The organism is Delftia sp. NA_296.1, from assembly GCF_052692095.1.
The window spans coordinates 236,554-249,076 of the sequence record NZ_JBQZGF010000006.1 but is presented as its reverse complement, the minus strand read 5'-3'; the positions used below and the strand labels follow the sequence as shown (position 1 = coordinate 249,076).

The following is a 12,523-nucleotide window of genomic DNA, read 5'->3' as shown; positions in this document are numbered from 1 at the left end:
TGGTTTTACATTTAATCAAGCATCAGCATGAGAATCGGAACTAGGAGTTTCTTGGTGTCATTGCCGATCTGATAGCTGACAAGCAGGCTGGCGTCCCTATAGCTATAAAAAGCGTGGGTCATGATGTAGTAGGTTCCCGGGGTGGGAGAAGGAAAATTGCATTTTTCGGAGTTTCCTCCAACCCAGGGGCGGCAATCCCAATTATTTAACGTGGGCTGTTGCCCATACTTTACGTAAAGATCAAGATCTCCTGTTCCGCCGCGCGTTTCAATTTGCAGATTTCTTGCACCGGGTGGAATAAGGACCGAGTAGATCGTGGCAGAGTTTTGATCTCCTGAGAGATTGGAGATGGAAATCGGGGTTACATATTTCAAGGTCCCATTGTCAGCGGGATTGAAGGTCGCAGTAATGGTGGTGGTGCTATCGACCGTGATGACGCACATACCGGTGCCAGAGCAATTCCCACCGCTCCAGCCGGAAAAAACGCTGCCAGATCCAGGTGAGGCCGCCAAGCTCAGGATGGTACCTCGGGGAATCGTGAAGGTACACATGGCCTGATTGCAAGAGTAAGCATTGCTCGATATGGTTCCTTGTCCTTGCCCTGCTTTCACCAAGGTGACCTGCACAGCTGTCTCCACGAATGTGGCCGCTACATTCACGGAACTGTTCATAAGGACGCTGCAAGTGCTCGCATAACCCGTGCAGGCTCCTGTCCAACCTGCAAAGGCGTATCCAGTATTAGGCGTCGCTACAAGGGACACGTAGGAGCCATTGGGGAAACTGCCTGCGCAGGAAGTGCCGCAATCTATGCCGGCTGGAGAGCTATTAATCCTTCCTCCTGCCGATGTCTGCACACTAAGGGTTCGGTATTGGGTGCCACCGCCTGTAATGCCAAGGGCAGCAGCCAGATTGATGCGTGGCTTGATGATGCCGTTGCGTGGATCAGATACCGGTGTTCCGGTATTTTTCAATGTATTCAGTATTTCTGTGACAGTTGCACCGGGGTTTTTCTGTTTCATGACAGCCCAGCTGCCGGCAACATGGGGTGCTGCCATCGAAGTTCCATCACGATAACCGTATGTGTTGTTGAACAGGGATGAGTATATTTGAGAGCCGGGAGCCAAGAGGCTCAGGAAATATGATGAGTTGGAGTAGCAGGCGACAGAGTCAACTGCTGATGTTCCAAGATAATTTCCTTCGCAATTGTTCGTGTAGCCTGACCTGGCCCAGGTGGCTCCAACGCTGACTGCTGTTGAAATACAGGCAGGTGCAGAAATGCCGCCTGTATAACCATTGTTTCCCGAAGCAACCACTGTCGCAATTCCGACGCTGGCCAGTTGATCGATAATGGCCTTGACGCTGGGCTGTTGGGAATCGCAAGTGCCGTTGTAGTTTCCTCCCCCCAGGCTTATATTTACGGAGGCAATATTGTAAAGGCCTCTCAGGCTGTACACGCGTTCGAGGGCTTTGATTTGATCTACGCTGCGCGATGCTGTGCAGGGAGCGGAGCGACCTAAGTCAGCACAAACGGACGAATCGTTGATTCTGGAGAAAACCTGTATTGCAATGATCTTTGCATCCTTGGCGACTCCGGAGAAGTCACTGGTTCCTGAGCCTGCAACAATGCCTGCAACATGTGTTCCATGATCACAGCCGTCCAGGCTGCAGGGCAAGGCAGAGTTGACTGCCGTTGACTCCGTAGCTCCTCCAGGACAGAGCGATTGGATGGTTGTACCTGAGACCGAAGAGTAACAAGCTTCGGAAACGACCTTTCCTTGAAGAAAGGAGTGGTTTTTGAGTACGCCTGAGTCCAGAACGGCCACCGTCTGGCCAGCTCCGCTGTATCCGGAAGCCAAGGCGGTATTTCCGCCAATGTGGGGGACGCTGTAGTGCAAGTTGGGGACGGCGAGCTGGTCCCGTTCAATGCTGATGACTTCAGGTGAGTTGGCCAGATCGGCCAATTCGTCAGGAGTCACGGTCAAACCCATGAAGGGAATGGTCTCAAAGCGGTCCACGGAGTGGGGCGTCGTCGCCAGCGAGGGAAGGCGGCGCAGCATCGATGATTGCATCAGTGCAATTTCGTCGCGCTGTTCCGCTACGGCGGAGGCTGGCAACCAAGCCTCTTGCGAGAAAGGTACACGCAGACCAACGATAACCCTCACGCTGCCTGCTTGTACGGCAGTTTGTTGGAGCCCGCTCAGGGAGGCTATGGTGGATTCATCCTGGCGTTGAGCAACGGGCGTGTCGGCCTGCGCTGCAAGCAGTACGCGTTCTTGGGCACTGGCAGCCAACGATAGTGTCAGAGCCAAGCCGAAGGCGGAAAATATTTTGGCGCTGATGACGGCGAGTGTTTTTCCATCAGGATTTTTGTTGGCTGCTTTGTTCACAATGCCCTTTCTTGAGGACGGAGAAGGTGCTGAAGATCTTGCTGTCTGAGACTTAATGCCATTTTAGGTGACGAAATGTTTCTCGTGGTGGGTTTGTGGCTTTGCCATCTGTCTCGCCAGTGGTTGAAAAACGGCGACCTTGAAGCAAGCAAGGCGCGCAGGACGTCATCCAATCTTTCCCGTGCAGTTGTGGCACTGAGGCCCCTCAGCATTCGGATAAGAGTGGCTAACACCACTTCGTCACAGGCCTCCGCAAAGCAGTTATGCTCGCCGCCCTCATGGCACGAGGAACCGCAAGCAAAGAACTGTGGCGACAGCTACAACCGTCTGCTCCCTGCCTTCGTGCCTTCTACCAAAGGCGGTGCGCGCAAGCTCGCAGTCAGCGATGAAGCCGCCCTCAACGGCATCTTGTTCGTGCTGCAAACAGGCATTCCATGGGAAGACCTTCCCCAATCCCTTGGATACGGCAGCGGCATGACTTGCTGTTGGCGCCTGCGCGACTGGAACGCTGCTGGTGTCTGGGAGCGGTTACACCAGGCCATACTGACTCGATTGCGTGAACATAACCAGATTGATTGGAGCTGGGTCAGCATTGATGGCTCCTGGGTGCCAAGCCCCGGGGGCAGGAGACGGTGCCCAACCCGACGGACAGAAGCAAGCTTGGCTCCAAGCGAGACATTGTTGTAGACGCCAGGGGCATCCCGCTGACGATCTTGGTCAGCGGTGCGAACAGGCATGACTCCAAGATGTTCGAGGAGTGCGTGAACGTGATTCCTACGATTACCGGCTTGGCAGGACGTCCCCGTAAAGACCTGCAAAGCGGCACGCCGACAAAGGCTACGACTTCAAGGGATGCCGAGCCCACCTGGGACAGCGGGGCATCATTGGTTGGATTGCCAGACGAGGCGTTGAGAGTAGCGAGCGGTTGGGCAAGCGAGAGACGCAAAGCTGGTTTGCAGGCTTTGGCAAGTTGCGAATCCGCTTTGAACCACGGCTGGATACACGCGAAGTGCTGCTGAAATTGGCAGTGGCGACTATCTGCACACGTGTCGTGTATCGGTGGTTTTGGCCAGTCTAACCGGGTGTTGTGTTTGCAACGGTTGCTGCAGACAAGAAGGTGGCCTACGGCCATCTGATGGGTGCGATCAGGTTGCCACAGCGCTGCATAAAATTGCGCTCCGGATCGCTGCCCGGGCCACGCGCCAGGAGTAAGCTTGCCGGGTTATGGCGCACATCACGTTTCCTCCTCCCTATATCGCCCCCCAGAATGCAGCGCAGTCGCTGCGCGACGCAGGCTATGCGGTGCTGCGCCCCGATGAATTCGCGGCCTGGGCAGGCGTGTCATTGACCGAGCTGCATGCGCTCGATGCCGACTGGGCCCAGCTGCCGCCCGATGCCTTTCTGAAGGACGGCGGGCGCTACCGGCGCCGCCGCCATTCCTGCTTCATCGCGGGGCAGGACGGGCTGCAGCAGGTGGAGCACCGCGCGCACTGGCAGCCGGTGGAATACAACGCCCTGCATGGCGGCATGCTGCGCATGTTCGATCCCATGCGCGACGCCACGGCGCAAAGCGCCACCTGGAGCCGGCTGCTGCTGGCGCTGGCCGGCCTGTCCGACCAGGTGTTCTGCGCCCAGGGCGATGATGTGCAGCACGAGCGCTGGTTCATCGAGTCCCACCAGTTCCGCATCGACACCACGGACGGAATTGGCCGGCCCACGCCCGAAGGCGCGCACCGCGACGGCGTGGACCTGGTGGCCGTGATCCTGGTCGGGCGCGAGGGCGTGAAGGGCGGCGAGACACGCATCTTCGAGGCCACGGGCCCCAGCGGCCAGCGCTTCACGCTGACCGAGCCCTGGTCGGTGATGCTGCTGGACGATGCCCGCATGATCCACGAGACCACGCCCATCCAGCCAGAGCAGCCGGGCGGCGTGCGCGATACCCTGGTGCTGACCTATCGCCGCCAGGGTTTCCAGGGCTCGGAGCTGACGCGTCGCCGCAAGGATTGATGCAGCTCAAGACGCTGGCGCATGATGGGCGCACACTTTGGTTCATCGACCCGGCCGCCCCCGATTGTTGACGGCGGCCAAGCACAAAGGAGAAAACGCATGTTCAAGCACATCCTGGTTCCCGTGGACGGCTCCAACAGCTCGATGCTGGCGGTTCACAAGGGCGTGGAGCTGGCCAAGGCCTTTGGCAGCACGCTGACGGCGGTCTACGTGGTGGACCCCTATCCGTTCACGGGCGTGGGCGCCGACTTCGCCTACGGCCAGTCGCAGTACCTGAGCGCGGCCACGGCCGAGGCCAACACCACGCTGGACGCCGTCAAGAAGATCACCGACGAGGCCGGCATCACCGCCACCACCGTGGTGGGCGAAGGCCATGCGGTGCACGAAGGCATCGTGCGCGTGCTCGAGAGCACGGGCGCCGACCTGATCATCATGGGCTCGCAAGGTCGCCGTGGCCTGGAAAAGCTGATGCTGGGCAGCGTGACCCAGCGCGTGCTGGGCGCCGTGCGCGTGCCGGTGCTGGTGGTGCGCGAGTAATCACCGGGCCGCTCGGCCCTTCGCCGGGTGAAACGTCAACGGCTCCCTCGGGAGCCGTTTTTCTTGGTGCGCTGCAAGGGGAGAGGGTGATCAGCGATTGAGCAGCCGTGCCAGCCAGCCCTTTTTCTTGCGCTGCAGCTCCAGCTCCTGCAGCACTTCGTTCTTGAGCCTTTCCTTCTCGGCGGCAGGACTGGACTCGCGCGCCATGCGCAGATAGGCCTTGGCCGAGTCCACGTAGCCGGTGTCTTCGTTGCGGATGTGGTTGAACAGCCAGCGCGAGAGCATGCCGTGCAGCTCGGCGGCCACGTCCTCGCCCGCATCGAAGCGGGTCTGCATCTCGATCACGCGGCGCGTGAACAGCTCGTGCACCTTCTTGTGCGGGCCGGCGAACATGTAGCCGGCGCTCTCGATCAGGCTTTCCTCGAACACGAAGTGCGAGACGGTGTAGTCGATCATCTCGCCGATGACATCGCCCAGGGCCTCGCGGTCGGGCGACGAGCGCAGCTCGTAGAGCTTGTTGATGTAATCGACGATGCGGCGGTGCTGCCGGTCGATTTCTGCAATCCCGGTGTCCAGCTCGGGGACCCAGACCAGCAATGCCATGACGTTCTCCAGGAATTCGGTGATTTCCGGAGAAGTATTCACGGGACTGTCACATAGCTCCTTGATGCAGATCAGGCTGATCTGCATCAATGAAATGCGGCGTTGGCCATTGCAGGCGGTGCCGGGCATGCAGCCCTGGCACCGCAGGCATGTCACTCGATCTTGGCGCCCGAGGACTCGACGATCTGCTTGGACTGCTTGAAGTCGGCCTGGAACATCTTGTCGAAGTCGGCCACGCTCATGGACTGGGGCTCGGCGCCCTGGGTCTGGATGGCGTCGCGCACTTCGAGCATGGCCAGCAGCTTGTTCACTTCGGCGTTGACCTTGGTCACGACGGCCGTGGGCGTGCCCTTGGGCATGAACAGGCCGTACCAGGTGCTCACGTCAAAGCCCTTGAGGCCCGATTCGGCCAGCGTGGGCGTGTCGGGCAGCGAGGACGAGCGCTTGGCCGAGGTCACGGCGATGGCGCGCAGCTTGCCGGCCTTGATCTGGCCGATGGCCGAGGGCACGGAGGACACCAGCAGGTCCACGTTGCCGGCCAGCGCGTCCATCAATGCCGGATTGGAGCCCTTGTAGGGCACGTGCACCAGCTGGATGCCTGCGGCCTTCTCCAGCAGCACGCCCGAGAGGTGGATGCTGGTGCCATTGCCCGGCGAGCCGTAGGTCACCTTGCCCGGGTGCTGCTTGGCAGCGGCCACGATGTCGGCCAGGGTCTTGTAGGGCGAGTTCACGCTGGTGGCGATCACGATGGGCGTGTAGGCCACGTGGGCCACGGGCACCAGGTCCTTGACCGGGTTCCAGGGCAGGTTCTTGTAGAGGTAGGGGCCCAGGACCACGTTGTCCTTCTGGCCCATGACCATGTCGTAGCCCGTGGGCGCTGCCTTGGCGGCCTCGGTGATGCCGATGGTGCCGCCTGCGCCCGCGCGGTTGTCGGGCACCACGGTCCACTTGCTGACTTCGGTGAGCTTGTTGGACACCACGCGCGCGAGGATGTCGGTGCCGCCGCCGGGCGGGAAGGGCACGATCATGCGCACGGGCTTGTTCGGATAGTCGGCAGCCGCACCTTGGGCGGCTGCGGAAAAGCTCATGCCCATGGCGGCGGCCACGGCGGTGCAGGTGATCAGTTGGCGGAACATGAAAGAAGAAACTCCAGGGTCTGATGGGGCGGTGCAACCCTCTCGCAGCGGACCGGCAGTGCCGGGTCGCCCATGCGGTGGGTTGTCGATGATCGGGGAGGGTGGTTCCGCCATCTTGCATTGGGAAACCCGCTATTTGGGCGGATTTCCGCAATCTGTGCCACAGGGGCTTCCACCAAGGAGCAGCTTGTGCCTGCTCCAGAGGGAAGCGGGCTATTTTATGCCGCCTTGGTCCCTAGCCGCAGGCCAGGCGCTCAGGCCTGCGCCAACTGCCTGTCCAGCACGCGCACCGTCTCGTACAGCACCCGGGTGCCGTCCAGCAGCTGGGCGGGTTCTATCCACTCCTCGGGTGCGTGGCTGCGGCCGTGGAGGCAGGGGATGAAGATCATGCCGATGGGTCCGGTGGGCGCCATGTAGACGGCGTCATGGCCAGCGCCGCTGGGCATGCGCATGTGGGCGTAGCCCAGGTTGTCGCAGGCCTGCTCCACGCCCTGCATGACGGGCGCGGCGCAGTCCGTGGGCTGGGAGCGGCTCACGTCGGCCATCTCGGCACGCACGCGCAAGGCTGCCAGGCCGGGCAGGACTTCGGCCAGCAGTTCCTCGGGGAAGCGCTCCAGCACGCCGGCGTGGTCGCTGCGCACTTCCATCATCATCTCGACCAGGCCCGGCACGGCGTTGGAGGCATTGGGCGTGAGCGAGAGCCGGCCCACGGTGGCCACCACATAGTGGGGTTGGCCATTGAGCGCGGCGGCCTTGCGGTTGGCCGCATCGATGATGCGCGCCGCGCCCACCAGCGCGTCCTGGCGTATGTCCATGGGCGTGGTGCCTGCGTGGTCGGCCTGGCCGCGCACGGTGAAGCTCACGCGGCGTATGCCCACGATGTTCGTCACCACGCCGATCGGCAGGCCGCGCTGCTCCAGCACCGGGCCCTGCTCTATGTGCAGTTCCACAAAGGCGGCCGTGCCGCCGGAGCTGCGCAGCGGGCGGTCCAGCGCCTCGGGCCGCGCGCCGATGCGGCGCATGCCTTCGGCCAGGGTTTCGCCTTGCGGGTTGCGGGCGGCCAGCATGGCGGCGTCCAGCTTGCCCGACAGCGCGCGGCTGCCTATGCAGGAGATGCCGTAGTCGCTGGGTTCTTCGGACAGGAAGTCGATCACCTCGAACGGGTGCTGCAGGGCGATGCCGTTTTCGTGCAGGCAGTGCGCGACCTCGATGCCGGCCAGCACGCCGATGATGCCGTCGAAGCGCCCGCCCATCATCACGGTGTCGCAGTGCGATCCGGTGGAGATGGGAGCGCGTTGCACCGGGCCTGGGGCAGCCGGCAGGCGGCCCACCAGGTTGCCGCCCTCATCCAGATGGACCTGCATGCCCGCAGCCTCGAACTGCCCGCGCAGCCAGGCGCGGGCCTGGTCGAATTCAGGGGAGAAGGCGCGGCGCGTCCACGGCACGTCGGGCAGGGTGAAGGTGGACAGGGTCTCCACGCGGCGCCACAGGCGCTCGGCATTGATGGGGGGAAGGTTGGGGGCGGAGGAAGCGGGCAGGGCGGTCATCGGTCTCGGTGGCGTCTGGAGCAGCTGGATCGGGCAGCCCGAATTCTCGCGCGAAAAAAGCAGTCGTCACGGCAGGGGGCGCAGGCCCGCCAGCAGACGCTCGAGGGTGTCGAAGCTCACGGGTTTGACCAGGTGGTGGTCCATGCCGGCTTCCCGCGATCGTCTCAGGTCCTCCTCCTGCCCCCAGCCCGTGAGCGCGATCAGCACGACCTGGTCGCGGCCGTGCTCGGCACGGATGCGGCGGGCGACCTCCAGGCCGTCCATGCCGGGCAGGCCGATATCCAGCAGCACCACTTCGGGCCTGAACGCCGCGTGCATGGCCAGGGCGCCGGGGCCGTCGCGGGCAATCTCGACTTCGGCGCCCAGCAGCCTGAGCAGCATGGCCAGGGTGTCGGCGGCGTCGATGTTGTCATCGACCACCAGGATGCGGCCGAAGGCCGTTGCATCCTCGGGCTGGGCATTCGGTGCCTGTCCCGCCAGGGGCTGCGCCTGGGTGGGCAGGGGCAGGTGCAGCCTGAATTCGCTGCCCTGGCCCTTGCCTTCGCTGAGCGCCTGCACGCTGCCGCCGTGCATCTCGACCAGGCTGCGCACCAGGGTCAGCCCGATGCCCAGGCCGCCCTGTCCACGGCGGCCGTTGCGGTCCACCTGCATGAACAGATCGAACACCTTGCCCAGCAGGGCGGGCGGGATGCCGATGCCGTTGTCGCGTACCGAGACCACGGCCTGCGCGCCATCGGTCCAGGCGGACAGAACGATGTGGCCGCCGGAGTGCGAGTACTTGGCGGCATTGTTGAGCAGGTTGGAGACCATCTGCGCCAGCCGCATCGGGTCGGCCAGCAGCGACACGGGCGCGGGGGGCAGTTCCAGGCGCAACTGGTGGCTGCCTGCCTCCATGACCGCGCCGCTGGCCGCCACCACGCCTTGCAGCACATCGTTCAGGTCCACCAGTTCCTTGCGCAACTGGACCTTGCCCGTGGTGATGCGCGAGACCTCCAGCAAGTCGTCCACCATGCGGATCATGTGGTTGACCTGGCGCTCCAGCATCTCGTGGCTGTGGCGCACGCTGTCGTCGCCGTTGGCGGTGCGCTTGAGGATTTGCAGGCCGTGGCTGATGGGCGCCAGCGGATTGCGCAGCTCATGCGCCAGCGTGGCCAGGAATTCGTCCTTGCGTCGGTCGGCTTCCTTGAGGTGGTACTCGGCCTGTTTGAGTTCGGTGATGTCCTGGATGACGGAGCAGGTGCCTATGAGCTGGCCGTCGTCATCGCGCAGCGGCGCGCAGCTGACGCGCATCCACCATTCGCGGCCATCGTCGTCGGTGTGCAGCATCTCCAGCCCCGGCATGACCACTTCGCCGCGCAGCGCGCGCTTGCCGGGCCAGTTCTCGGGGGCAATGGGCTGGCCCTTGTCATCCCATCCCTTCCAGCGCGGCAGGCGGTCCGCCAGGGTGGAAGGAATGGCGCGCGGCACGAAGCGGTCCATGAGCGCATTGCTCAATACCATGGTGCCGCTCATGTCGGAGACGCCCACGCCCGCAGGCATCTGGTCGATGATGGCGCGCAGCTTTTTCTCGTTGGCCTGCACGGCGACGTGGACCTGTTCGCGCACGCGCACCAGCTGCAGCAGCGATGCGATGCGCGCCAGCAGCTCGCGCGCCGAAAAGGGCTTGACCAGATAGTCGTCCGCGCCTGCGCGCAGGCCTTCGACCTGCGCCTCCTGGCCCGCACGCGCGGACAGCATGATGACGGGGATGGAGCGCGTGGCCGCGTCGCTGCGCAGCGCATGCAGCAGCGCGAAGCCGTCGAGCACGGGCATCATCACGTCGGCCAGCACCAGGTCGGGCCGCTGGCGCTGGATGCAGTCCAGCGCGGCACGGCCGTCGCCCACGATTTCCACCTCGTACAGCGGACGCAGCAACTGGCCGATGTAGCCGCGCATGTCGGCGTTGTCGTCGGCGCAGACGATGCGCGGCCGGGGGCCTTGCGATTCGGCCGCAGCGGGCATGCCATGGGGGGCGTGCCGGGCATCTGGGGCATGTGGGGCGTGCTGGGGGTGCGGGGCGTGCTCGGGGGAATCGCCCGGCATCCACTGCCGGGTTTCGTCCACAAGCTGGCGTGCGGCCAGCGGGCGCCCGCCCGCGCCGTGCCCGGGCCACTGCGCGATGGTGGCCACCTGTTCGGCCGGCAGGTGCGCGCTGCCCTTGGGCAGCCGCACGGTGAAGCGGCTGCCTTCGCCCTCCGTGCTGCTGACCGTGATGGTGCCGCCATGCAGCCGTACCAGCTCCTGCACGAGGGCCAGGCCTATGCCCGTGCCCTCGTGCGTGCGGGCCGGCTTGCCGGGAATGCGGTGAAAGCGCTGAAAAAGCTGGGGCAGGTGCTGGGGCGCAATGCCCGAGCCGGTGTCGCTGACGGACAGTTCCACCGCATTGCCCACGTCGTGCAGCGCCACGGCGATCTCGCCGTGCAAGGTGAACTTGAAGGCGTTGGACAGCAGGTTGAGCACGATCTTTTCGTACATGTCCTGGTCCACGTAGACCGGCGCGTCCAGCGGCGCGCAGTCCACGCGAAGCTGCAGGCCCGCCTGCTCCATGGCCGAGCGGAACACGCTGGCCAGCTCGGCCGTGGCGCGGGCCAGGTCCGTGGGCTCGTAGCTGGCCTGCATGCGCCCGGCCTCGATGCGCGCAAAGTCCAGCAGGGCGTTGACCAGCTTTTGCAGGCGCAGCGCGTTGCGGTGGACCATCTGCGCCTGATCGGGCGGCAGATGGCCGCCGTGTTCGCGCAGGGCGTCGTCCAGCGGCCCCAGGATCAGTGTCAGCGGCGTGCGCAGCTCGTGGCTGACGTTGGAGAAGAACACGGTCTTGGCGCGGTCCACTTCGGCCAGGGCCTTGGCGCGACGCGCTTCCTGTTCATAGGCCACGGCATGCGCGACAACGCTGCCCGTGTGGCTTGCCACCATATCGAGGAAGGCGCAGTACTCCGCATCCAGCGGGCGGCGCGGGCTGACGCCCAGCACCAGCACGCCGGACACCTGGCCATCGCCCGACCAGCGGGCAGGCACGATGCGCGCCAGGCGCGAGGGTTCGGGCCAGGGGCCGCCCGGCAGGGTCAGGCCCAGCTGTGCCAGGTCCACGGTGGCGGGCTGGCCCGATTGCACGGCCTGCTCCAGCGGCCAGGGCGTGGGGTCTGCCGCCAGGTCGATGTCCATGCCGGTGGAGCACAGCAGTTTGAAGGCTGGGCGGTCGGCGTCTGCGCTGTGCGCATCCGGGGCGGCCTGGCATTCGTAAATGATGGCGAAGGGAACGTCGTAGCGGTTTTCATCCAGCACGGCGCAGACTTTCTCGCCCGCGTCCTTGGCACTGTGCATGTCCAGCGTGCGTATGCCCAGGCGGTGCAGCGTCTCCAGGCGCCGCCGGCTGACGATTTTTTCGGTGGTCTCGGTGCACGGACAGAACACACCCTGCACGGTGACGCCGTCATCGGCCAGGATGGGGCCGTAGGTGAAGGTGACGAAGACTTCTTCCTGCGGCAGATCGCGGTCGAAGAAGTAGCGCGCGTCGGTGGACCAGGTGGCCTGGCCCGTGCGCAGCACGCTTTCCAGCATGGGGCCGATGTCGTTCCAGATCTCGCGCCAGCACTGCGCGCCGGCCTGTCCCAGTGCCCCGGGGTGCTTGCTGGTGCCCAGGAAGGGAATGTAGGCGTCGTTGTAGATCAGCCGGAAGTCATCGCCCCACCAGATGATGATGGGAAAGCGCGAGCCCAGCATCAGGCTGACGGCGTTGCGCAGGCTTTGCGGCCAGTTCTGCGGCGCGCCCAGGGGCGTGGCCGCCCAGTCGTGGGCGCGCACGCGCGATGCCATTTCGCCGCGCTGCGGCAGGAATCCAAAACCGTCTTCTGAATCCACAGGTTCTCCCAGAGAATTTGCAGGCTTCGAAGGCCGGCCTGCGTTGTCGGGTCCGGGCACCAGGGCCTGCCTGCCAACGCAGTTATTTTGGGGCCGATTGCGCCGCGTTTGCGGCGTTTCGCCTGCGGGTGGCCGCAGCCTTCTTGGCGGAGGCGGAGCGCTGCTCGGCAGTGCGCTCGGCCGATGCCTTGCCGCCGAGCCGGCCGCCCTTGCGGGCGGCGGAATGCTCTACCTCCTTGCCCCGGCCCGAGCCCGATTGCTTGCCGCCGCCGCTGTCCTTGTTCACGGTGGCCCAGGCGCGCTTTTCGGCTTCTTCATGGCCTACGCCGCGCGATTCGTAGCTGTTCTCTATGTGCCGGGCCTGGCGCTTTTGCTTGTCCGTATAGGCGGATTTGTCTCCTCTGGGCAT

The 12,523-nt window shown here is 64.1% G+C and carries 8 protein-coding genes and 1 pseudogene; 3 read left to right on the top strand and 6 right to left on the bottom strand.

Annotated elements, in window-relative coordinates:
• Positions 1-11 precede the first annotated feature (11 nt).
• On the bottom strand, positions 12-2,387 hold the full coding sequence (locus ACUTR7_RS17095) for a S8 family serine peptidase (protein WP_445609368.1): 2,376 nt from the start codon (positions 2,385-2,387) through the stop codon (positions 12-14).
• 278 nt (positions 2,388-2,665) lie between these two features.
• Between ACUTR7_RS17095 and ACUTR7_RS17090 the strand changes: the two are divergent.
• The 3 genes and pseudogenes from ACUTR7_RS17090 (at position 2,666) to ACUTR7_RS17080 (ending at position 4,931) form a co-directional block, all read left to right on the top strand.
• Positions 2,666-3,465: pseudogene (locus ACUTR7_RS17090) on the top strand (IS5 family transposase).
• A gap of 146 nt (positions 3,466-3,611) precedes the next feature.
• Positions 3,612-4,394: a 2OG-Fe dioxygenase family protein gene (locus tag ACUTR7_RS17085; RefSeq protein ID WP_043791151.1), complete on the top strand. Its 783-nt coding sequence runs from the start codon at positions 3,612-3,614 to the stop codon at positions 4,392-4,394.
• Positions 4,395-4,493: 99 nt separating this feature from the next.
• Entirely contained in the window at positions 4,494-4,931 is a 438-nt protein-coding gene (locus ACUTR7_RS17080; protein ID WP_012206159.1) for a universal stress protein, read from the top strand.
• Between the two features lie 90 nt (positions 4,932-5,021).
• Here ACUTR7_RS17080 and ACUTR7_RS17075 read toward each other — a convergent pair whose 3' ends face one another.
• The 5 genes from ACUTR7_RS17075 to ACUTR7_RS17055 all read right to left on the bottom strand — a co-directional run bounded on the left by ACUTR7_RS17075 (position 5,022) and on the right by ACUTR7_RS17055 (position 12,523).
• Positions 5,022-5,576, bottom strand: coding sequence for a bacteriohemerythrin (locus ACUTR7_RS17075; RefSeq protein ID WP_256974407.1), 555 nt, complete (start codon positions 5,574-5,576; stop codon positions 5,022-5,024).
• Positions 5,577-5,686: 110 nt separating this feature from the next.
• Positions 5,687-6,670, bottom strand: a complete 984-nt coding sequence (locus tag ACUTR7_RS17070) for a Bug family tripartite tricarboxylate transporter substrate binding protein (protein WP_445609367.1) — start codon at positions 6,668-6,670, stop codon at positions 5,687-5,689.
• Positions 6,671-6,924: 254 nt separating this feature from the next.
• Positions 6,925-8,217, bottom strand: a complete 1,293-nt coding sequence (locus ACUTR7_RS17065) for a Zn-dependent hydrolase (protein ID WP_445609366.1) — start codon at positions 8,215-8,217, stop codon at positions 6,925-6,927.
• A gap of 66 nt (positions 8,218-8,283) precedes the next feature.
• Complete coding sequence (locus ACUTR7_RS17060) at positions 8,284-12,114, bottom strand: ATP-binding protein (protein WP_445609365.1); 3,831 nt, start codon at positions 12,112-12,114, stop codon at positions 8,284-8,286.
• 82 nt (positions 12,115-12,196) lie between these two features.
• Positions 12,197-12,523, bottom strand: a complete 327-nt coding sequence (locus ACUTR7_RS17055) for a plasmid stabilization protein (protein WP_445609364.1) — start codon at positions 12,521-12,523, stop codon at positions 12,197-12,199.

What these genes read in the sequence shown, in the direction of transcription:
- ACUTR7_RS17085 (WP_043791151.1), top strand. Translation starts at nt 3,612, where the DNA reads ATGGCGCACATCACGTTTCCTCCTCCCTATATCGCCCCCCAGAATGCA.
- ACUTR7_RS17080 (WP_012206159.1), top strand. Translation starts at nt 4,494, where the DNA reads ATGTTCAAGCACATCCTGGTTCCCGTGGACGGCTCCAACAGCTCGATG.
- ACUTR7_RS17070 (WP_445609367.1), bottom strand. Translation starts at nt 6,670, where the DNA reads ATGTTCCGCCAACTGATCACCTGCACCGCCGTGGCCGCCGCCATGGGC.
- ACUTR7_RS17065 (WP_445609366.1), bottom strand. Translation starts at nt 8,217, where the DNA reads ATGACCGCCCTGCCCGCTTCCTCCGCCCCCAACCTTCCCCCCATCAAT.
- ACUTR7_RS17055 (WP_445609364.1), bottom strand. Translation starts at nt 12,523, where the DNA reads ATGCCCAGAGGAGACAAATCCGCCTATACGGACAAGCAAAAGCGCCAG.